The sequence below is a fragment of the Nostocoides sp. F2B08 genome, assembly GCF_009184895.1.
Taxonomy (GTDB): domain Bacteria; phylum Actinomycetota; class Actinomycetes; order Actinomycetales; family Dermatophilaceae; genus F2B08.
In genome coordinates this window covers 1-19,928 of record NZ_WESE01000003.1, presented here as the reverse complement: position 1 = coordinate 19,928, position 19,928 = coordinate 1, and the positions used below count along the sequence as shown (strand labels likewise).

General features: G+C 66.0%; 18 protein-coding genes and 1 pseudogene. 7 read left to right on the top strand and 12 right to left on the bottom strand.

Annotated features, from left to right (window positions below; translation table 11 throughout):
- Positions 1-35 precede the first annotated feature (35 nt).
- Positions 36-629, bottom strand: coding sequence for a GNAT family N-acetyltransferase (locus GA707_RS07525; protein WP_152177833.1), 594 nt, complete (start codon positions 627-629; stop codon positions 36-38).
- A gap of 359 nt (positions 630-988) precedes the next feature.
- On the opposite strand from GA707_RS07525, the gene GA707_RS07520 reads away from it, so the two are divergent.
- A complete protein-coding gene (locus GA707_RS07520; RefSeq protein ID WP_152177832.1) occupies positions 989-1,765 on the top strand; it encodes an SIMPL domain-containing protein in 777 nt (258 codons plus the stop codon).
- Between the two features lie 213 nt (positions 1,766-1,978).
- Here the strand turns inward: GA707_RS07520 and GA707_RS07515 are convergent, their stop codons facing one another.
- A complete protein-coding gene (locus tag GA707_RS07515) occupies positions 1,979-2,713 on the bottom strand; it encodes a hypothetical protein (RefSeq protein ID WP_152177831.1) in 735 nt (244 codons plus the stop codon).
- A gap of 9 nt (positions 2,714-2,722) precedes the next feature.
- On the bottom strand, positions 2,723-5,371 hold the full coding sequence (locus GA707_RS07510) for a hypothetical protein (RefSeq protein ID WP_226963610.1): 2,649 nt from the start codon (positions 5,369-5,371) through the stop codon (positions 2,723-2,725).
- Positions 5,372-6,457: 1,086 nt separating this feature from the next.
- Between GA707_RS07510 and GA707_RS07505 the strand changes: the two are divergent.
- Positions 6,458-7,722 (top strand): annotated as a pseudogene (locus GA707_RS07505) (IS256 family transposase).
- A 223-nt stretch (positions 7,723-7,945) separates the two neighbouring features.
- Here the strand turns inward: GA707_RS07505 and GA707_RS20790 are convergent.
- From GA707_RS20790 to GA707_RS07475, 4 genes are all read right to left on the bottom strand, one after another.
- Positions 7,946-9,691 (bottom strand): tyrosinase family protein, encoded by a 1,746-nt coding sequence (locus GA707_RS20790; protein ID WP_193315230.1) that lies wholly within the window; start codon positions 9,689-9,691, stop codon positions 7,946-7,948.
- A gap of 1 nt (position 9,692) precedes the next feature.
- Complete coding sequence (locus GA707_RS07485; protein ID WP_152177829.1) at positions 9,693-9,995, bottom strand: hypothetical protein; 303 nt, start codon at positions 9,993-9,995, stop codon at positions 9,693-9,695.
- A gap of 429 nt (positions 9,996-10,424) precedes the next feature.
- Entirely contained in the window at positions 10,425-11,540 is a 1,116-nt protein-coding gene (locus tag GA707_RS07480; protein WP_193315229.1) for a SagB family peptide dehydrogenase, read from the bottom strand.
- Complete coding sequence (locus tag GA707_RS07475) at positions 11,537-11,782, bottom strand: hypothetical protein (RefSeq protein ID WP_152177827.1); 246 nt, start codon at positions 11,780-11,782, stop codon at positions 11,537-11,539. The genes GA707_RS07480 and GA707_RS07475 overlap by 4 nt, the downstream gene beginning before the upstream one ends.
- Before the next feature lie 259 nt (positions 11,783-12,041).
- Between GA707_RS07475 and GA707_RS07470 the strand changes: the two genes are divergently transcribed.
- From GA707_RS07470 to GA707_RS07460, 3 genes are all read left to right on the top strand, one after another.
- Entirely contained in the window at positions 12,042-12,518 is a 477-nt protein-coding gene (locus GA707_RS07470; protein WP_152177826.1) for a hypothetical protein, read from the top strand.
- Positions 12,515-13,042, top strand: coding sequence for a hypothetical protein (locus GA707_RS07465; RefSeq protein WP_152177825.1), 528 nt, complete (start codon positions 12,515-12,517; stop codon positions 13,040-13,042). Before GA707_RS07470 ends, GA707_RS07465 begins: the two co-directional genes overlap by 4 nt.
- A 273-nt stretch (positions 13,043-13,315) precedes the next feature.
- Positions 13,316-13,927 carry a D-Ala-D-Ala carboxypeptidase family metallohydrolase gene (locus GA707_RS07460; protein ID WP_152176984.1) on the top strand — a complete coding sequence of 204 codons (612 nt, stop codon included), beginning with the start codon at positions 13,316-13,318 and terminating at the stop codon, positions 13,925-13,927.
- A 61-nt stretch (positions 13,928-13,988) separates the two neighbouring features.
- Here GA707_RS07460 and GA707_RS07455 read toward each other — a convergent pair whose 3' ends face one another.
- Together GA707_RS07455 and GA707_RS07450 are read right to left on the bottom strand one after the other, a co-directional pair.
- A complete protein-coding gene (locus GA707_RS07455; protein ID WP_152177824.1) occupies positions 13,989-14,396 on the bottom strand; it encodes a GntR family transcriptional regulator in 408 nt (135 codons plus the stop codon).
- Positions 14,393-15,274 carry a hypothetical protein gene (locus GA707_RS07450; protein WP_152177823.1) on the bottom strand — a complete coding sequence of 294 codons (882 nt, stop codon included), beginning with the start codon at positions 15,272-15,274 and terminating at the stop codon, positions 14,393-14,395. Before GA707_RS07450 ends, GA707_RS07455 begins: the two co-directional genes overlap by 4 nt.
- Positions 15,275-15,337: 63 nt before the next feature.
- Between GA707_RS07450 and GA707_RS07445 the strand changes: the two genes are divergently transcribed.
- Complete coding sequence (locus tag GA707_RS07445) at positions 15,338-15,901, top strand: hypothetical protein (RefSeq protein WP_152177822.1); 564 nt, start codon at positions 15,338-15,340, stop codon at positions 15,899-15,901.
- Between the two features lie 142 nt (positions 15,902-16,043).
- Here GA707_RS07445 and GA707_RS07440 read toward each other — a convergent pair whose 3' ends face one another.
- The 3 genes from GA707_RS07440 to GA707_RS07430 all read right to left on the bottom strand — a co-directional run bounded on the left by GA707_RS07440 (position 16,044) and on the right by GA707_RS07430 (position 19,091).
- Positions 16,044-17,699, bottom strand: coding sequence for an ATP-dependent endonuclease (locus tag GA707_RS07440; protein ID WP_152177821.1), 1,656 nt, complete (start codon positions 17,697-17,699; stop codon positions 16,044-16,046).
- A 417-nt stretch (positions 17,700-18,116) separates the two neighbouring features.
- Positions 18,117-18,557, bottom strand: coding sequence for a hypothetical protein (locus GA707_RS07435; protein WP_152177820.1), 441 nt, complete (start codon positions 18,555-18,557; stop codon positions 18,117-18,119).
- 135 nt (positions 18,558-18,692) lie between these two features.
- On the bottom strand, positions 18,693-19,091 hold the full coding sequence (locus tag GA707_RS07430) for a hypothetical protein (RefSeq protein WP_226963609.1): 399 nt from the start codon (positions 19,089-19,091) through the stop codon (positions 18,693-18,695).
- A gap of 166 nt (positions 19,092-19,257) precedes the next feature.
- Between GA707_RS07430 and GA707_RS07425 the strand changes: the two genes are divergently transcribed.
- Entirely contained in the window at positions 19,258-19,755 is a 498-nt protein-coding gene (locus GA707_RS07425) for a cupin domain-containing protein (RefSeq protein ID WP_152177819.1), read from the top strand.
- Positions 19,756-19,928: the final 173 nt, after the last annotated feature.

Sequence of the window (19,928 nt, the reverse complement as noted above, 5' to 3'; positions counted from 1 at the left end):
CAACCGTGGGGCTTGGACTCCGATCGCGAGGGTCGTCAGGACGGCGCACCGAGTTGATGTCGCACCACCCTGCGGCGCAGTGTGGGCGAGGCCTCGACCTCGTAGCCGGCATCGAGGAACACTTGGAGCAGCCCGACCGAGGCCTCGTCCCAGATGACAGGCTTGCCCGTCGGCGGCTCGGTCGGGTAACCCTCGAGGACGCGAGCGCCGACCTGTTTGCCGTACTCGACGGTGGCGGCGGCAAGCTCGTACATCAGCCCTTGTCGACGGAAGCCCTTTCGGACGACGAAGCAGGTGACCGACCAGACCCCCTCGACGTCCGGGTCTTTGCGCATCCACGACTTCTGACGGGCCCAGATCCTCGGGTAGTTCTCTCGCGGCTCGACCGCGACCCAGCCGGCCGGCTTGCCGTCCACGTAACCGACCAGTCCGGACGTGGGGCCGCTCGTGCCGCAGCCGGCCTGCTCGAGCAACGCGACATCGCGCTCCTCCTGAGTCGTGTCGCGCCAGATCCAGCCCGGGACCTTGAGCGCCTGGCAGCGGCACTTGCGGGCGCCGCCTGTTTCGAACACCGCCTCGATGTCCTCGCAGGTCGCGTTGTTAGCCGGTCGCCAAGTGAACTCGGGCACACCGCGAGACTAGCGGCGGCCCGCGCCCACAGCGAGACCGAGACAGCCGACCCCTAATCTCGTCGGTGCTTCACATCGCCGGATATCGACCGAGTCGCTCGAGGTTCGACTGGAGGACTCGCCCATGACATGCGGGCCAGTCCGCTCGAGAGGGTCGGCTTCTTGGCTCTGTGTCGGTGAGGAAGCATCTCGGCTGGGTCCGGCGGCTGCCTGCCATTGTCTGCGACGGCGAGCCCTGGGCCGTGGTCGTTACTGTCCGCCCTCACGTCGCGCGAGGGTCCAGTCGTCTGCTTGCGGCGCCTCCTGTCCCGGTCTCACCCGCACAGGAACCAACCCCTCCGGGACGGCGTCCTAGCCGCATGGATACCCGACTCACGCCTCGTCTACTTGGTGTCACCCTCGTTGCAGCGCTCGTCTTCGTCGCCGCCATCGTCGCGATCGCCGTCCTTGCCGCGCGCCCGGCGACCGCGACGGCAGCGCCTCCCGCTGCCGCCACCAGCACTGCGCCCATTCCGGGAGTGACCGTCTCAGGCAGGGCGCAGGTCGAGGGCGTTCCAGACACGCTGCGTCTGGACATGGGCGTCAACGTCGTCGAGGACGACGTGGAAACGGCACTCGCCAAGGCCAATGAGGCCACCGCGAAACTGCACAAGACGTTGCGTGACAACGGGGTCGCCGAACGAGACCTGGCCTCCACAGGGCTCTCGATCCAGCCCCAGCTCGACTGGAGGAGCAACTCCCCGACAGTCACCGGCTACCAGGTCAGTCAGACGGTGACGGCCCGACTCAGGGACACCGACCGGGCCGGTGCCGTCATCAACGCGGCAGCCAACTCCACCGGAAACACGACGATCATCAACAGCATCGCCTGGGACCTCGAGGACAACACCGCTCTCCTCGCCGACGCCAGGGACCGAGCGATCGCCGACGCCAGGACCAAGGCGGAGCAGTACGCCAGGGCCGCCGGCCGCAGCCTCGGAGCGGTGGTGAGTATCACCGAGTCGACGACGGCACCACCCCAGCCCTACGCCTACGGCGCCGCCGAGGCACAAGACAGTGCCGCGGGCGCCGTCCCGCTCGCCCCAGGAACCCAGGCCGTCGCCGTCGAGGTCCAGGTGGTCTACGCCTTCGACTGACCCTCCGACGTTGCGCCCTGGGCGGACAGAAACTCCCGGTGTGTCGGCGGTTGTCCGTACTGCGTAGATGAGGTTACGACCGTGTCGAAGCGGGTTAGTGACCTGCGTCGCTCCGCCGGCAGTTGGGCGGTCTCGACGTGCTGGCTGGCGAGCTGGATGTTGTTCGAGAAGTCGATGTGGTGGCAACGGATCCGACACGAGGCGGATGGCTTGTTACCCAGGAATGTCGAACCGGCCAAGCGTGATGAAGTGAACAGCTGCTTCGCTTCGCCCTCCGATGCCAGGACCCACGCCGATCAGGCCGTTTGAAACCGAGCGCAAATCCCTCAAGGTCTGCTTCCCTCCACCCCAAGAATCGAGGCTGAGAATAACTGCCGCAGGCTCGGCTGGTGGCATCGCGATGATTACCCCGAGTCGATCCGTGCGGGAGGCGTCGAAACCCGCTCCTGTCGAAGTAACGCGGTCCGAGAACCGCTGCTCGAGCGTGCCATAGAGCGATTGCGGGCCGTCGCTGGACAAGGTGCCCCAGGCGGTCGCGATGAGTGGCTCACCAGGACGTGGTTGCACCGTGGTCACGCTCATGGTGACTCCCCGGCGTGGTTTGTCCTCGCTTGCCCAGATGAGCAGCGGATTGAAGACGTCGCGAACGGGATCGCTCTGGCTGGTGGAGGACCCGGTCTGGATGGTCGCGATCAACCCAGCCAACCCGTTGAGGGACTCTGGCGTCAGCGTCCCGTGCCGCCGCGTGGTCTCAGCCAAGGCCTCAACGTACGTCTGTTGCTGCGGACTCTGCAGGACGTCTTGCGCGACGTCGTGGACGCCGTGGCTTGTGAAGCGCCAGAACGTGAGGGCACTGCGGATGGTCGCGGACTGGGCGGCAGAGTCCTGTCCGGCCAGCTCGCTGAGCAGGGCGTGGGTGTCGGGGTCGAGGTCCACCGTTGTGCTCATCTTTGGCTCCTATGCTTGAGGTCGGGATCGTGCGGGCTGCTGGATCGCGGGCGGCCGAATCTCCCAGGCGCCCGGGGCGATTTGGCGCCGCACGTACACGTCGGCGTCGGGGTTGCGCGTGTAAATCTCGACGAAGCCGTCAGCGTCTACCGACATCGCCAGCGGGCCTCCCGCCTGGCCGCCGAGTCGGGTGACGCGAGGCAGTCTGCCGGTGGCGAGACTGACAGCGATGACCGAGTTGTCGAGCATGGCTCGCCCCGCGAGCCAGGTGACACCATCGGCGTCGACCATGGCCAAGCCCGCCCCAGGCTTGAGGGCTGGAATGTCGGGCAGATGATGCCAGCTGCGAAAGCTCGGGTCCCGCGCATCAGGGGTGTCATCGTCGATCACGATCAGGGCGCCGTGCTCGGTGATTGCTGCGATCCGCGTAGCGGTCCTGTACGGGACCGTTGAGACGCATGCGATAGCGCCAACACCGGATGGAGGCTCGGGCAGTTCCGTCCATCTGGTGGCGGCAGGGTCGCGGAGCCGACACACCGCAGCTCGACCGTTCAGGACGCCGATCACGAGCATTCGTTCTGGGGCATCGGCAGCCTCAGGACGGCCGGTGAATGTGAGCGGCCCCCTCAAAGGCCCCGTTGTAACCCGCTGTCCGCTCAACAGCGAGGAGAAGTCGGGTTGAACAGCGGGCACAGTGTCACCCCATGCTCCATGGAGGCTGCCGACTCTCACCAGTGCCGGCTCTCCCGTGTCGTCTCGAGCGACGACCTCGACGTCGTCGTCAGTGCGCATGATGGCGGCAATCCCGACACGGTTGATGACGGGGTCCCGGCCGGCTTCCTTGATGTCCCACGCGGTGAATTGTGACGGCGGGTCCCCGGGGTGCCACGGCTCGCGTTCCCAGGTGCCGGCAAGGTGCCCGGGGCGGGCAATCGGACCTGAGCCCCCCGATCGCGTCACGATCTCAAGACGGCCGTCGGGGCGGAACAACGCGGCCGGCCGGGCACCGCTGTCGATGGGGCCTGGGATGGCCTGGCGCGTGAGGGTGCGTCCCCCGCGGCGGCGCACGACGGTGACCTGTGAATCCGCTGCACACACAACGGCTGTATAGCCTCCCTTTCCGATGGCGCTTACGGGGGCGGTGTCTGAGCGCGCTCCGATGGGCTGCCAGTTGTCAAGACCGGCCGGGTCGATGCCACCGGCGCCCAACCGGTGAACCAGTCCGCGTCGGCGAACGAAATCGGTCACGAAGGTGGGCGAGTCACCTTCAAGCGTCGCACGGTCCCGGGCCCACCGATCAAGGGCATCGGCGCCGTGCGTAGTGACGAGGGCCTGCCGGTCCAAGTCGTGGCGTTGACCCCAGTGGACCCGACCTCCACTGTGGATGGCCAGGTCTCGCAGCCGGTCGAGAGCCGCTTGGTTCCCATGCATCCCTCGCAGCATCGCTACTTCCACTGAACAGACCGTCGAGCCTGGCGGTGCGGGCGTCGTCGCGAGCGTGGCCCTCGATGGGGCAAAGAAGCGGACCGCCAGATAGGCAGCGATCGGCGTGCCAGCCCAGTGCAGTTCGTCGCAGATCGCGTAGATCTGCTCGATCCTGCCAGCCAAAGCCGTGTTTGCGGGGAAGAAGATCTCGATGGACACGCCGCGATACATCCGGTCCCGTGTGTAGTTGTGGAAGTCGTAGACGTGCTCGCGGTGACCCCTGACGAGCCACGGCTCCAGGGGATTGTCGTGCTGCCACGTCGGCTGGCCCAGATACAGCAGTGCGTTCATCGCAGCATCCGCGAACGCCAAGCCGATGGGGTCCGAACGCCGACCAAGGGCCTCAACGACGGCGTCACCGAGACGGTAGTGACGGCTGAGCCGGCCCAGAGCGACGTTAAGGTCGTTGAGGGCCGCGGCGAGACTGAGGATGGTGGCTCCTGCTACCACCGCCACGATCACTCCCGCGGGCGGCAGCGCGACCGTCAGGAGGAGACCGGTGTAACCGATCAGACCCTCGACGAGTGCGCCGAGCACGAGGCGAAGTCGGAGAACCGCCGGATGAGTCGGATCGTCAGCGCTGAACGCGTCCAACAAGTCCGAGAATGAGGCGTCCTCATTCCGGGTTGCGCCAACATCACGCGGACGCGCGCCTTCCAACCCTTGCCCGACGGTCGAGAAGAGCGCGGCGAAGTCCGACGTCGTCTCGGCCACTGTGGCGGCGTGGATCACCACGCACCGTCGGTCCTCGCCCCGTGCCGCGATGGGGGTGGTCACGAATCCGAGGTACCGGTCGTCGCGCTTGGCATCGGCGATCATCCGATTCAGCTCAGTCTTCAACTGGCTCCAGGGAACCGCACGCCGGTACTGAAAAGTCTGGAGGCCAGCGCGGGGCTCCAACTCCACGATGTAGGCATAGACGACTCCAAACGCGCCCAACCCGATCAGAGCTGACTCGAAGAGACCTTGGTCGACCCGAACGTCCACCTCCCCGGCTCCGAGGCCGTTCGCCGTTTCCACGACCCTGGCGAACCCCGCAGAGTCCGTAAGAGTGCTGGAGTCCTTCAACAGCAGCCGCACACGGCCCCCCGATCCAACCACCAGCATGCCGTCGACGAAGTCGCTGATGGGTGGCCGATTTACGTCCCCTCCATGCGTGCCGGTGTTGACCACCCCAGCCAGGCTTTGTCTACCTGCCCCGCCCAGGGTGGGCAGCCCTAGCGGAGCAGGCGGCGGAGGGGGTGGATTAGGAGACGGTTCGATCGTCGGCGGACAAGGGCTCCCGAGCACCGCGGAGTACAAGGCCGATACCCGGATGCCCGCTTCGACCACGACCCGATTCCCACGCACGTACCGCTGCAAGTCTGGCAGGAACTTGTTCAAGAATGTCGTATCGACAAGGACCCCAGGAGTGTAGGCGGGCGCCGAGAAAGCCCACGCTGCCCCCATAGAGTTGACTGGCAGCTCGCGCCTCTCTGCCTCTTTCACGGCATCGATCAAGGCTCGAAGGTCTCGCGGCCTGACTATGTCGGCCACAGGGGCGTCGTACTCACCCGAGAAACTCTCAAATGTCGGCATAGCCTCATCCCTTCACTCGTCAGCAACTCAGGGGAACCGCTTCACGGCGAACCCAAACGGAACCTCGCGGCTGTCCCCTCGTCTCCGTCGAAATGCTCTCCTTGGGCGGTCGCGATTTGGTCGCGGGACGGTAGCGATCCGCCGGCGCCAGCACCGCCCCCTCCACCGAGAGCCTGCACACATGCGTCCTACCGCCGGGAGCGGGGCTTGCGTCAGCCGTCGCTGGTCGCCCGCGGCGAAGTGAGCACGTGCGGAGTCCGTTGGTTCACTGTCTTCGTGACTGAGCCCACGAGGGTGAGGGTTGGCCCCCTGCTGGTGGGCAGCTGACGCCCGCTGGTGGCCTGCAGTGGATGAGGTTATCGACGAGGGCAGTAGTCCTGGATGCCCCAGCCGCTGCCCTGGGAGCCGGGCAAGGGTGCGAGTGCTGTCACGAACTCGCCTGGGTTGTTGGCATCGCTGAGGTCACCGCGCTGTACCGCTGGGCTCAGTCCGGCGCATCGGTTGTCATGATTCCTCGGGTCTGGGGCTTGCCGTCGCTTCCTGCCCGTGTGTCGTGTCGTGAGTTGAGTCCAGCAGAGTGGTGTACGAACAGTCGGTGAGTGTCGCTACCAAGTAGGTGACGGTCACCGGGTGATTCTTCGAGAGATCTTCCACAACCACCTCGAAGAAGGAGTCACACCGATGACCGCCACAGCCAGTATCGACCCTGCCCGGTTCCTGCACGAGGAGCTGGCTCAGGCCGGCCCAGCCCTGATCTGATGCGTGACCTGTTGACCTCGTTCGTCAACGCGCTGTTGAGCGCGCAGGCGGACGCGGTGTGCGGCGCGCAGTACGGCACCCGCTACGTGGAGCGGGTCAACCGCCGCAACGGGTACCGGCACCGTGACCTGGACACCAGTGTCGGCACGTTGGATGTCGCGATCCCGAAGCTGCGTGAGGGGTCGTTGTTCCCGGAGTGGCTGTTGGAGCGGCGTCGCCGCGCCGAGGCCGCTCTCACCAGCGTGGTCGCCACCAGCTACCTCCTCGGGGTCTCCACCCGCCGGATGGACAAGCTGGTGCGGTCGTTGGGGATCACGGGCCTGTCGAAGTCGCAGGTCTCGGCGATGGCCAAGGACCTCGATGCGCAGGTCGACGCGTTCCGGACCCGGCCGCTGGATGCGGGCCCGTACACGTTCGTCGCCGCGGACGCCCTGGTGATGAAGGTCCGCGAGAACGCCCGGGTGGTCAAGATCGCGGTCATGGTCGCCACCGGCGTCAACGCCGAGGGCTACCGGGAGATCCTGGGAATCCACACGGCTACCAGCGAGACTCACGCCGGCTGGCTGGCCTTCTTCCGCGACCTGGTCGCCCGCGGCCTGACCAGCGCGGGCCCGGTAGGGCTGGTCACCTCGGACGCGCACGACGGGCTGGTCGAGGCGATCGGCGCGACCCTGCCGGGGACGTCGTGGCAGCGGTGCCGCACGCACTTCGCCGCCAACCTCATGTCACAGACACCGAAGAGCTCCTGGCCGTGGGTCAAGGCGCTCCTGCACAGCGTGTACGACCAGCCCGACGCCGACGCGGTCCACGCCCAGTTCGACCGGATCATCGAGACCCTGGCCGACAAGCTGCCCACGGTCGCTGAGTACCTCGATGAGGCCCGCGCCGACATCCTCGCCTTCACCGCCTTCCCCAAAGGCTGCTGGCGACAGATCTGGTCCAACAACCCTCAGGAGCGGCTCAACCGCGAGATCCGCCGCCGCACCGACGTCGTCGGGATCTTCCCCAACAGGGACTCGATCATCCGCCTGGTCGGTGCCGTCCTGGCCGAGCAGCACGACGAGTGGATCGAGCAGCGCCGCTACCTCGGCCTCGAGCTCCTCAAACAATGCCGCGCCGCCCTCGAGGCCGACATCTCATCCGGGAAGGAGAACACCACCGTCATCGCCGGCGCCATCAGCGCCTAACACCCCCACGAGGAATCACCCTCGTACACCACACCCGTGGACTTGACCTGTCGTGTCAGCCCTCGGTCTCACCCCACTTGAAATCTGGTTCGATGATCGCCTCGAGTTCGATCGCGGGCGATCCCGCTGGCTGGCTGTCCCCACCAGGCCGACGCCACGCGTGCACCGGTGTGCCCGACCGGTGATTCTCACTGATCGGGCACACCGCGAGCTGCGGCTTCGGTCAGACGTTCGTGTTCGTCGCCCAGGCGGGGGTCCGGTTGCTCCGGTAGATGACGACATTCCCGTCGTCTTGGACGACCAGGTGCGCGCCCGGGTTACCGCTGGTGTTGGAGGCCCAGACGGGGACTCCGCCGGGGCGGTAGATGACGAGGTTGCCGTCGCTCTGCATGACCGCCGACCCCACCGGCGCGCCGGTCCGTGAGGCCCAGGTGGCCCCCCTGGGTCCGTACAGGACGAGGTTGCCGTCGGCCTGGTAGACGAAGGTGTAGCGCCCGTTGCTCGACCGGATCGACTGCCCGATCGAGAGCACCTCGCCCTGCTGCATGTCCGGACTGCTCGGCGCCGGACCGGCGACCACGTTGGTGCGTGTGGCCCAGGCGGGCGAGCCGTTGGCGCGGTAGATGACGACGTTGCCGTCATCTTGGACGACGAGCCGTGCACCGGCATTGCCGCTGGTGTTCGACGCCCACAGCGGCCGGCCCCCGGGCCGGTAGACGACGAGGTTGCCGTCGCCCTGCATGATCGCCGATCCGGCCGGCCTGCCGGCGGTATTCGACGCCCACATCGCGCCCGCCGGCCCGTACAGGACGAGGTTGCCGTCACCCTGGTAGACGAAGGTGTAGCGGCCGTCCCCCGACCGGACCGACTGACCCGGCAGTAGCACCTCGCCCGGCCGCATGTTAGGGCTGCTCGGCGTCGGTCCCGCCGGGACGTTGGTGTGGGACGCCCAGGCGGGCGTCCGGTTCGTCCGGTAGACGACGACGTTGCCGTCGTCCTGAACGATCAGATGCGCGCCCGGGTTGCCGTCGGTGCCGGTGGCCCAAACGGGCAGGCCCCCTGGGCCGTAGACGACGAGGTTGCCGTCGCCCTGCATGATCGTCGAGCCTACCGGCCTGCCAGCGGTACTCGATGCCCACATCGCGCCCGCGGGGCCGTACAGGACGAGGTTGCCGTCGCCCTGGTAGACCAGGGTGTAATGCCCGTTGGTTGAGCGGATCGACTGCCCGGCCGCCAGCACCTCCCCCGCGTGCATGTCAGGGCTGCTCGGCGCCGGACCGGTCACGAGCGGCTCGGTGTCGTAGGCGTAGCGCAGCCGGTGGTGGTCGAGCACCATCGCCGGGGTGCGGTCCGGCCACTCCATGAGCGGCTCGTTCAGGCCGGCTCCTCGGCCGCTCGAGACAAACGCCGCGCTGGGGTTAGCGCGCTGCCACCGGGCCCAGAGCAGGTCGATCCAGGCGTGGTGGAGGTAGAACACCGGGTCCCGCGGCGAAGTCTCCAACGCCATCTGGCCGCCCACCCAGCGGTGGGGCGGGTTGTGGACGAAGCGTTCCAGCTCATCCCAGTACGTCGCGTAACCGGTTCGCGATTGCGTGCCTTGCACGGTGGTCGGCGTTGGCAACGACGCCGTCGCCCCGAGAGATCGCTGCAGCCGCCACAGGCCGTCGAACTGGCCCATGAACGAGTGCCGCCACAACGAGGATGACGTGCTCCGCTCGACCGAGGAGTCCCAGTAGGGCAGCGAGACGCGAGGGTCGACAGCCTGCAGCTCACGCTCGAACCGGATCAGCATCTCCCGGTGCCACGGGAGGAAGTGCGAGCTGCGGTGGATGTTCATCCTGAAGTGATGCTCGTGCATCCGGGCGAACCGCTCGACCACACCGCGTGAGTGGACCACTTTATACGCGCCGACAAGCCGGTCACACTCCTGCACCGTCAGCGCCGTGACGTTCTTTCGCACCCAGGTCATCTCACGACTCCTCTCGGGACGGGTCGGTCGTGGGCAGCGCGCCGCGGGCCCGGTCCTGGACCAGCTGCTCGCCGAGCTCGCGCAGGTCGTCGGACCAGACGTAGGCGTTCTCGGGCAGGTAGTAGGTGCCGTCCGCCAGCCGCCCGTGCGGCACCGGCACGTCGTCCACGACAAGCTCGGGCTCGGCGCTCCTCCCGCCCTCCGGGGGCGTCCGAAGCACGACGCGGTCCTTGCCGTCGCGTGGTGTCTGGACGTCACGCGGGATCTTTCCTTCGCTGGGGGTCCTTCTTTCGTGCGGACTCATGGGCTTCTCCCTGCCTCTCGTCGGAACCACTGACGAGACAAAGGAGGTCCATCGCCTCCCTGGTGATACATCGCGTAAGCAGGGACGACGCCTCCCCTGTACGTATGGCATGTGCGATCGCGGTCACATTGGACGCAGGCGGGCCGCCGTACTCTAATTGGCCCAGGCAAACGAGCGACATCATGATCGTGTCGGCACCAGCGTTGTCGACGCTGGTCCTTGAGCAACTTCCGAATCGCCGTCCAGCTTGCCGCTCCGGCTGCTCGATACATAGGACCGACTAGACACGCTTCCTTGACATCATGCCGCCGACGAGCCTTCCCAACACTCCGAGATCAGGCAAGCAGGACCCTCAGCGATCCGAGATTGCGTCACAGCACCGGCAGCTGACCCTGTCGGGCGGCATCATCCCTGCCGGTGCTGGAAGGGCTACTGAGTCGTGTTGTTCGCGGCGTGGTGTCCGCAGGCGGCGGCGTAGAGGACGACCTGACTGGGGTCGGTGATGCCGAGTAGTTGTTCGGCGGCGCCTTCGTCGAGGGCGGCGGTGGTCCACGGCGCGAGGTCTAGTGCGGTGCAGGCGAGGTGGAAGGTTTGGGCGAGGTGGCCGGCATCGAGGAGCAGCACCCGGTAGGCGTGCGACTGCTGGTACTTCCAGCCGCTGCGAGTGGTGACGCCGGTCATGACGAAGACGGCGGCCGCCTGGGCGGCCCAGGGCTGCTGGGTGACGACCTCCACCACGGGGGGTATCAGGGCGCTGCGAGAGCTCGCTGCTCCGACGGGCGTGAGCGTGTGGCGACCCGAGCAGTAGTGGTACACCCCCGGTTCCAGCCCGTCGACGTTGAGCGCGACGAGATAGACCTCGACGGGGTGGCGGGCGCCTCCCGAAGGTGACGTCTTCAGGACGACCGGACCGACACCGGGATCCTCACGCCTCTGGGTGACTCCCCAGGTGGTGTGCAGGATCGTGGCGAGCAGGTCGAGTCTGAGTGGCCGGTCGTCGAAGTGGCGCTCGGTTCGCCGGCGGCGCAGGGTCGCACCGAGTTCGGCGGTCAGCTCGATCGGGGCCGGCAGCGGCAGATGTGGCGGCCCGAGGTCGGTGAACGGCGGCGGAGGCGGGGTGGTCGCGGCGTGCGCGAGGAGGTTGTCCCGTTCGGCGTCCAGGTCGTAGGTGAACTCGGTGCGGCGGGTGCGGTAATGGAACCACTGGGCCTCCGGCCCCCACACCCAGGACTCCTCGACCGCCGCGTCCCGTTGTTCTTCGGGTGTGCCGCAGCGCAGCAGCAGGCCCTGACGGATGAGCTCGTCGAGGAGCGGCTCGGCCGGTGGCCCGCCGAGCAGGGCTACGGCTTCGTGGGCGGGAACCGGGTCGGTGAGGGCGGCCAGGGCCGGGATCAGCTGGTGGTGCACGACAGCCTGGCGCCCGGTCAGGTAGTTCTCGAGAACGAGCCGACCGTCCTCGAAGCGTGCGACCAGTGCCCCCGCACGACGCACCGGCGCCTCGCGACCAGCGAGCGGTTCGCGGGCGCCGGTCGCGGGTTCTGTCACACGCAGCAGGTGTCGCCGCGGTACCGGTACCCGGCGACGGCCATCTCCGCCAGGGGCTTGCCGTGAACCATGAAGGTGATCTGGGCGGGCTTGCGCGGATCGCCCTTGTCCCACAGCGCCCGAAGCCCTTCGAGCTGGTCCTCGGTCAGCTCCACGGTCAGCGGCTGCTCGGCGGCCAGCTCCTTGACTCTCTTGGAGAGGTCAGCCGTCCGGTCGGTCTCACGAATGTCCTTGTCCCGCATTGTCCTGCCTCCTGCCGTGGGGTGGATCGTTCAGGTATACACCCGCGGCCGCGAACCCGCCACCGGAACGACCTGACCGCCCGGAGGCGCGTTCGTGCAGGTCAGGAAGGGCGGCAGCCGGTATCGGCCTATCGGCTGATGCCTGCGCTCACATCTGTTGCGGGGTCACAGCGGTGGGTCTACGTTGCGCTCACGGGCGGGCGGGAGTCTTCCGGTCCACAGGCGCGCCGGGGTCGCCCGTTCCAGGCAGGAGCGTGTGATGTCACCAGATCAGGACTCGCCGCAAGAAGACGAGATCAAACCCCTTGCGCCGTCTGCGGAGCAGCAGGCAGCTCATGGTCGGGCTATGGCCGAGGCGATGAAACAGGCGAAGGGTGAACGCGGCGCTCGCCTCGACAGAGAGCTCAAGGCGATGGACAAGCTCAACGCCAAGTACGGCAAACGGGCCGAGAAGGCGGCAGCCAAGCTGGGCCTAGACCAGAAGAAGATGCAGGCCGACCTGAAGGCTCTTGCCGACGCACCCGAGGACCAGATCGAGCAACGAATGCGCGAGTTCGCCGACAGGTACAGGCCACTGCAGGAAAAGGTCCTCAAGGAGTCAGGGATCGACCCAGGCACGCTCAGTGATGAAGCCCTTGGCACGGTCGAGCCCCCCGACAAGGCGAAGGTGCACGGGCGCCGCGGCAAGGGAGCCGGCGGCAACATCGGCTGGAGCACCGAGGAGGACCAGTCATGACGACGATCCTGCGCCCGCCGTATGCCCTGAACTACACCCAGGGCAGCGGCTATCTGCGAGCGGATCCGGGCGCCGGGCGCCTCGCCAACTCACAGACGATCCACTTCATCGGCTCATCTCAGTCCATCGCCCAGGTCGGATCCGGGTTCCAGGGCCCCTCGGGCACCCGCCGCATCAGGGTCGAGGCCACCGTCCGTGTCGACAGCTACTTCCTGTTCACTCCGGCACTGATCGGGTATGCCTCCGCTGAGACGATCATGAACCTGCGGGTCATGGACGGCTCGCGGGTCGTCGCGCACGACCGCCGCAGCCTCGGTCGGGCGATCGCTGCCGTGTTCTGGGTGACCGACCTTCGCGGCGGCCCGTTCACCCTCTACATGGCCGCCGAGTTCTGGGGAGGCGGTGGCCGTCAATACTCAGCCCACGTCGACGTCGAGACCTGGGTCGGAGCCGGCGGCATCGGAGCCGGAGCCATCGCATCCGGCTACGCCGTCGCGCAAGAGTTCCGGGTCCGCGTCCTCTAGTCACCCTCACCTGCAGGTGGACCTTCACCGCCAATGCGGCACGAACCGCAAAGTCGGTGGAGGTCCACCCAGGGCCACCCCGAACAACCACGACCCGTCAACCGCCCGACAGATCCGAAGGACCATCGACGATCCCAACCCACACAATGCCCCCCTTCCAGGATGGAAACTGCGCCGTCCGGCCGAGGTCGTCGCTACCGATCGATCGGTCAGAACTCCTCATGAAATCCGACCATCCACTGAAAGAAAGTGACCACATCAAAGGAAGCAAGAATGACAAACCAAGAACGCCTCCAGCGCGGACGTAAGATCCTCGCCCTGCTCGGATGGAAGCTCGCCACAGAACAGCACGCCATCCAGGCCACAGAGGACTTCCAGCGCATGTTCAACCTCGGCCCGGCTTTGGTCGTCGACGGGAAACTTGGGCCGAAGACATACGCCGCGTTGGTCATCTGCCGCGACCGCAAGGTCGCCGGCAAGAGCGACATCTCCGAACACTTCAGCGTCTGGGAGTTCAAGTGCAAATGCGGAGGCAAACATGAGAGCTGCCGGCGCATCTGGGTCGACCGTCAGATCGTCCAAGCGTGCGAGAAGATCAGAACCAAGATCGGGCCCTTCACCCCGCTCTCGACCTGCCGCTGCGACAAGCACAACGCCGCCGTCAAAGGCTACAAGCGCAGCCAGCACCGGCTCGGATTCGCCATCGACTTCGACGTCCCCCAGCTCACGGCCAAGCAGATGACGGCACTTCGCGTCGCCGACGCGATCGGTGTCGCCGCCAACGGCAAGGTCCGCCACATCGACCTGCGCGCATCCGGCTCTCCCGACAACCACCCCAAAGCATCCGGCGACAAGGCCAACCCCTACATCTACCACTACAGCTGAGCGCCCGCGTCTCTCCGCCGGGAGCTGACCGCGAAACGCGGCATCTGCCAGTTGGCAGTTTCTAGCTTTGCCTGCCGCCCTGCACTTCGCCATCAGAGGTGAGTGCCTCCCACTGCTCGCGGACGGCGGCCAGGGCGTCTTCTACGGTGACGTTGAGGCGGGCAGCGGCGGCGGCGTAGGTGCGGGCGGTGCCGGCGAGTGCGGCTTGGGGGTCGGTGTGGCGTTGACTTGGGATGTCGGCGACGACGGTGCCGTGACGGACTCTGGAGTGTACGAGACCGTCGGCTTCGAGTTCGCGGTAGACCCGGGCCACGGTTCCCGGGGCGAGGGCGAGGTCGGCGGCGAGCTGGCGGATCGGCGCGAGCCGGAACCCGGGTGGGAGGGCGCCGGTGAGGATCATGTCGGCGAGCTGGGAGCGGACCTGTTCGAACGCCGGGATCGCGCTGGTCGGGTCGACGTCCAGGATCACGGTGTGCTCGCTTCTTCCTCGACCTGCTCGAGCGGGTGCGGCGCGGAAGGTGCCGAGGCGAGTTCACGCCTCGCGCGAGCCGAGGGTGACCATGCGGCGACCCACCAGCCGGCCAGGATGAGTGCGGCCATGACGAGCAGGGTCCAGGCCGGGTCGGTGGAGGTGGGCACGCCTTTGGGGTGGCTGGCGTGGAGCGCGAGGCCGGCGATGGGTGGGTATGCGGCGGCGATCCCCGACCCGACGAGCACGGTCAGGCCGTGGCACCGTAGCGCGTCGTCGGCTTCGCGGACGGCGGCGTCGGCGAAGCCGCTCGGGCGGGCAACGATCGCGCGGGCGGTCAGGGTAAGCACGGCGGTGACGGCGAAGGCATAAGCCATCCACCCGCCCCAGCTCCAGGTCACCCCGGCGCGGACGGCGGCGACGATCCCGGTGAGCACGAGCACGACCACCACCAGGGCGGCTGCGATAAGGACCACCGGTGTGACGTAGCGCGAGAGACTGCGCGGCTGGAGTGTCGCTACCCGCCGAGTTCCGGGCTGATCCAGGCCACTGATCCGCCACTCCGCGATCACCGCTCCGACGAACCACCCGAGGAACCCGGTGAAGAAATGCAGGGTGAGCGAGCCGTACTGCAGTGACCACACGAGCCCGCCCAGGACGCCGAGCACGAGCCCGGCCCGCCGCCAGCGGTGCGTGATCAGCATCGCTGAGACGACATGGGCAGCGTTAGCGTCGACGATCTCCACGTGCTGGCGCCGGGCGAACCGGTCCATGGTGCGGCGCCTCAGTGGACTGCGCGCGACCACCCACCCAAGCAGAGCGAACAGTGTGAACACCAGCGCGAGGAGCACGAGAAGCACGAGGGGGAACTCGAACATGCCCTCACTATCTCGGCTGAGCCGAGGTGTGTCAATGTGTCGCGTTATTGGTACATTGTGTCTATGGACACCACTGTGTGGGAGCACGCGACCGCCTCCTCAGCGCAGACCGACCGGCGCGAGTCCCGCGTGGTGCTGCGCGCCGCGATCGTCGCGGGGATGGTGCTCGTCCTCATCATCGGCGCCAACCAGCTCGGCCTGACCCGCCCGGCAATCGCCTCCACCGGCACCACCGTCACCGCCGTTGATGCCGAACCTAGCAAGGCCAGCATCTACCTCGATGTCCGCAACCGCGGCATACTCACCGAGCGGCTCGACGCGATCGAGATCGACTACCCCGGACTGACCATCCGCGATGCCCGCTTCATCCCGCAGACCTTGGGCGCCTTCGACACCGGCCAGGTCGCCATCGACGTCACCATCGACTGCGCAGCACGCCTCCCCGGAGGTGAGCCCGCGTGGGCCCAGACCGCAACACAGACGCAGGAGCCCGCTATCCGACTGGCCACGACCCGGCCATGGGGCGCTGTCGGCGCACCCTGGGGCAGAGTCAGCGACACGCTCCCGGGGTGGGACATCGGGTGGTCCATCCTCAACGGCGCCTCGGGCGCCTGCGACCCCAGTTAACGACTCACCGAAGGTGGCCCCTTCCGCCGGGGTGTCGGCATGCCCTCAGAGCCTCTCCGCGCGCCATGCAACCCGTGCCTGGCGAGGCTACGACCGCGTGCATCCCGGCGGTGATGCTGAGACATCGCAACCCCTCAGCATCTCAGATCGGCTGCGCTGCGTTACGGATCTTCGCGACGAACTCCTGCGCCTCCGCTCCAGGTGTCTCGTGAAGCCTTTCTTCAAGCACTGCTGTCACCCATGCGGGGCCATGACCTGAAACCCCGGGAGCGAATCGCTCCAACTCGCCGATAGGGACGACGAGCAACTTGAGATCAGCGAGCTTCTCAAGGACGCGCTGGCAGGCTTGGTGGGCTCGTCCCTGCGGGACTGCGCCTATGCCCGCCCGCTTTGCCTTATCCCAGCCGTTCTCCGCCTTTATGCAGGAACGGAGACCATCCGCTTCCTGTGTCGTGACTGTGTCATTCGGAAGACTGTCAATGCGGCGGACGAGCTCATCTTTGAGAGCGACTTTTCTTAACGGTTTTACGTCAGACCGTAGCGCAGCGGTTACCTCGCGCAGGTCTGCTTCAATCTCCGAAAAGTCCCCACCAAGAGAGGCCACTATACGTCTCATGTCAGTTTCTTCCCTCAAGACATCGAAATCCGCCACTACGATGACGGGCACACTAACCGCCCGTAGAGCCGTAACAACCGACGGAATTCTTGCCTTGCCGCCACAGTGAGTGAAGAGTATTTGCGGATCCCGGACGTCAGCAGGCGCGCCCACAACGAGGGCATCCTCGCGAGACAGGTTGTCGAGGACGGAAGAATAGTACCGGCAGTCCGCGTCGCTTTCACACAAGACAACCGCATCGTGAAAGAGGCCGTCTAAGACGTTGGAGTACCTGAGCAGAGGGTCCGACCAGAGTTTCTTTACTGCAGCATCATCAAGGACCGCCGCATGATTGACATCCGCCTCTCTCGTGATTCTGACGATGGTGATCGAGGATCCATGTTCGAGTGCCCCCTGAACCACGTCGGCACTGTGCGTTGCGATGAATGCCTGCTGGTCGTGCGCCTGGCCCGCCAGGACACGGCCAAGACGACGGGCCTGAGGTGGATGTAGGAAAGCTTCTGGCTCGTCAATGAGCAAGATTTGGTGTTGGCCCGCGGCGATGTGGGCGACCAGACCCAGGTAGCTCCTTACCCCATCGCCCTGCTCCTCCAACTTGGGCAACCTCTTTAGGAGTCGAAGATACTCGTCCGAAGGCCTGCCCTCTTGGTGAGAGAACTCTGGGCGATCACCAACGCGAAGAGAGATGACCGAACCTGCATACCTGTCCACGGTGACGCCAACCCCGAAGGCTGCGCGGCTCTCACGGTCGATTTCTGCCTCTAGGGAGCTATCCAGGTAGGCCCTTTGTACGGGATGCGCAGGAATGCTCGTAGAAAAATCAAGACTCTGCTGCGAGTCCCCTGCTGAGAGGCGGGAGGTCCCGTCCGCGTGAAAAACAAAGAGCTGGGTGATCGCGTTCAATGTCGACTTGTTCCACTGACCCACAATGTCACTAACTTGGACTTCGCCCCAGCCCGGGACCTGGTATCTGAGGATTCCGTCCCTGAGCTGTTTGGGGAGGTTCTGATCAATCCATTGATCGATTGGTTCGTCAGCCTCTTTGCTGAACTTCAATGATGTTAAGGTCTTACCTTGATAGGCCGTGTCTTTGATATGACCCATCAGATCCTTGAGCGACTGGCTCTTGCCAGCATTGTTCGGGCCTACAAATAGTACGGTTCCCTCCGGAGGAACGGGCACCGAAGTGCCATCACTAAAGGGCAATTCGGTGACTTTTACTCGAACCACTCTCGTCTCCCCAATCCTCTAGTTTGTCGTCCACTACCCGCAAACCTACCTGATGCATGGCTCAGGATCAGGGCGGCACCCAGATTGTGACGATGGCCGATCGGCAAGGCCTCTCTCGGATAGCGGGGAGCTCGGTGTGCAGCTGCCGAGGGTCGCAGTTCCTCCCGCAGAATCAATGGCCAAGCTCGCCAAGACCGACAACAATGAGGCCGTTGCCCTCACCGAGGGTTGACCGGTAGGCGTCGAGATGTCCTCAAGGCTAATCACTCCCCGGGATTCCACGTGGCTGACTGGTGACAGTCGTTTGCGCCCCTGGCTGATTCGTCGCATCCAGGCGGCGCTGCACTTCGCCGGCTGCGGTCCCACCTCTCAATCATCGGGATTGAATGCAACGAGCACCAAGAAGGCGATGACGAGCATGTGTTCTTCGAGCTGGGTCTGTTCATCGGTTCGTAGGTATCGCGGCCGCGACCCCATTCGGTCGTAGTCGACCGTGAGGCCTCCGATCCGGCGGACCCGGCTGCCAGCCCTGTCGTAATCGATGCCGATTTGCCCAATCCGAACGAGGCGGCTGCCTAGGCGGTCGTACTCCATCCCCAGGTCACCGAAGCGCACCGGCCGACTACCGAGCTTGTCGTATTCGATCTGATCGGTTCCCACGCCGCGGAGCCGGTTGCCGACCATGTCATAGACGAGGGCGAACCCCCCAACGGACACGGGCCGGCTGCCTGCCCGGTCATAGGTGATCCCGAGGTGGCCTATGTGACGCAGACGGCTGCCGACTCTGTCGTAGCCCAGTTCGACCTGCACCTTTGCCACCCTAGCCCCGGGTCAGACGACCTGTCGGGCAGCGGCAGGTGACGCCGGCCGTTGCGTGCGACCTTTCGCCGGGAGATGCGTGGGGAAGCGACTGATCGATTGCGCGCCGCCAGGCGCTCTCCCGACTCATCCGGCACCTGCGCGTAGGCGGGTGAGCAACTCTTGGCCCAGCACCACCTCGTGCGGGAGTTCACTGAGCGTCTTGCCCTCGACGTCGACACCATGGCGTCGAAGGACCTCGGCCAGGGTGGCCCAATGAGTTGCTTGCATGTACTCCTGCGAGTAACCATCAAAAGGCTCGTCGGGACCGACCACCACTCGTGCGCTCTCCACGATCTCGCCCGCAGACAACGATGACCAGATATCCGGAGGACCGGTTTCGCTCCAGCCCCGGTCGTCAAGGAGGATCACTCGATCGCCGTTGGAGAGGACGGCCTCGTGACGAGCTGACACCGCCAGTCGCCGTGGGTCAGCGACCGAGTCGGCAACCTCGACGAACGTCACCAACAGCGTCACGTGCACCACACGCCCATGATCACATGACGTCTTCGACGCAGAAGGCCGCTGGGTTCGAACCTGCAATCGAGCTGCCGACAGTTGCGCAGTCGGATCGAGGGACTGGCTGGCCCACCTGTGGGCGACGGCGGGAATCTGTCCGCGTTGGCGTCGAGGACGCGCGATACGGTCAAGCATGGATCGTCAACCGTTCTCGGTGCAGCCAGGTGCTGGCAAACTCGTCGACCTGGGCGGGGTGGGTGTGCACTTCAAAGTTCGGGGTGGGCAAACCGGTGGCGCGTTCGCCGTCGTGGAGCATCCGGTCGCTCCGGCCACGATCGTCGAGCCGCACCTGCACGAACATGAGGACGAGCTCTCGTACGTGCTGGAAGGCGTTCTGTGGGCCCGCGTCGGTGACCAGGAAGTGGACTTGTCCGCGGGGTCCTATCTGTGGAAGCCGCGTGGTGTCCTGCATTCCTTCTGGAACCCTGGTCCCGACCCGGTCCGGATTCTGGAGACGATCTCGCCGGCCGGGTTCGAGAACTTCTTCGAAGAACTTGCCGACCTCATCTCGCAGCCAACACCGCCGGACGACGAGCGGGTGTACGAGCTCTGTGGCCAATACGGGCTCACCTTCGACCGAAGCTGGCTACCCGAACTTGAGTCGCGGTTCGGTCCGATGCAGATGGTGTAGTGCGTAGCTGCGATCAAAGACCTCGTCCGTCTCCCAGGTCGCTGCACACCGCCGGCTGCGGTCCCACCTCTCAATCATCGGGATTGAATGCAACGAGCACCAAGAAGGCGATGACGAGCATGTGTTCTTCGAGCTGGGTCTGTTCATCGGTTCGTAGGTATCGCGGCCGCGAC

Bases quoted from the DNA above. Each gene is read 5' to 3' on its own strand.
- GA707_RS07520 (WP_152177832.1), top strand. From the start codon at position 989: ATGGATACCCGACTCACGCCTCGTCTACTTGGTGTCACCCTCGTTGCA.
- GA707_RS07515 (WP_152177831.1), bottom strand. From the start codon at position 2,713: ATGAGCACAACGGTGGACCTCGACCCCGACACCCACGCCCTGCTCAGC.
- GA707_RS20790 (WP_193315230.1), bottom strand. From the start codon at position 9,691: ATGACCTGGGTGCGAAAGAACGTCACGGCGCTGACGGTGCAGGAGTGT.
- GA707_RS07485 (WP_152177829.1), bottom strand. From the start codon at position 9,995: ATGAGTCCGCACGAAAGAAGGACCCCCAGCGAAGGAAAGATCCCGCGT.
- GA707_RS07475 (WP_152177827.1), bottom strand. From the start codon at position 11,782: ATGCGGGACAAGGACATTCGTGAGACCGACCGGACGGCTGACCTCTCC.
- GA707_RS07470 (WP_152177826.1), top strand. From the start codon at position 12,042: ATGTCACCAGATCAGGACTCGCCGCAAGAAGACGAGATCAAACCCCTT.
- GA707_RS07465 (WP_152177825.1), top strand. From the start codon at position 12,515: ATGACGACGATCCTGCGCCCGCCGTATGCCCTGAACTACACCCAGGGC.
- GA707_RS07460 (WP_152176984.1), top strand. From the start codon at position 13,316: ATGACAAACCAAGAACGCCTCCAGCGCGGACGTAAGATCCTCGCCCTG.
- GA707_RS07450 (WP_152177823.1), bottom strand. From the start codon at position 15,274: ATGTTCGAGTTCCCCCTCGTGCTTCTCGTGCTCCTCGCGCTGGTGTTC.
- GA707_RS07445 (WP_152177822.1), top strand. From the start codon at position 15,338: ATGGACACCACTGTGTGGGAGCACGCGACCGCCTCCTCAGCGCAGACC.
- GA707_RS07425 (WP_152177819.1), top strand. From the start codon at position 19,258: ATGGATCGTCAACCGTTCTCGGTGCAGCCAGGTGCTGGCAAACTCGTC.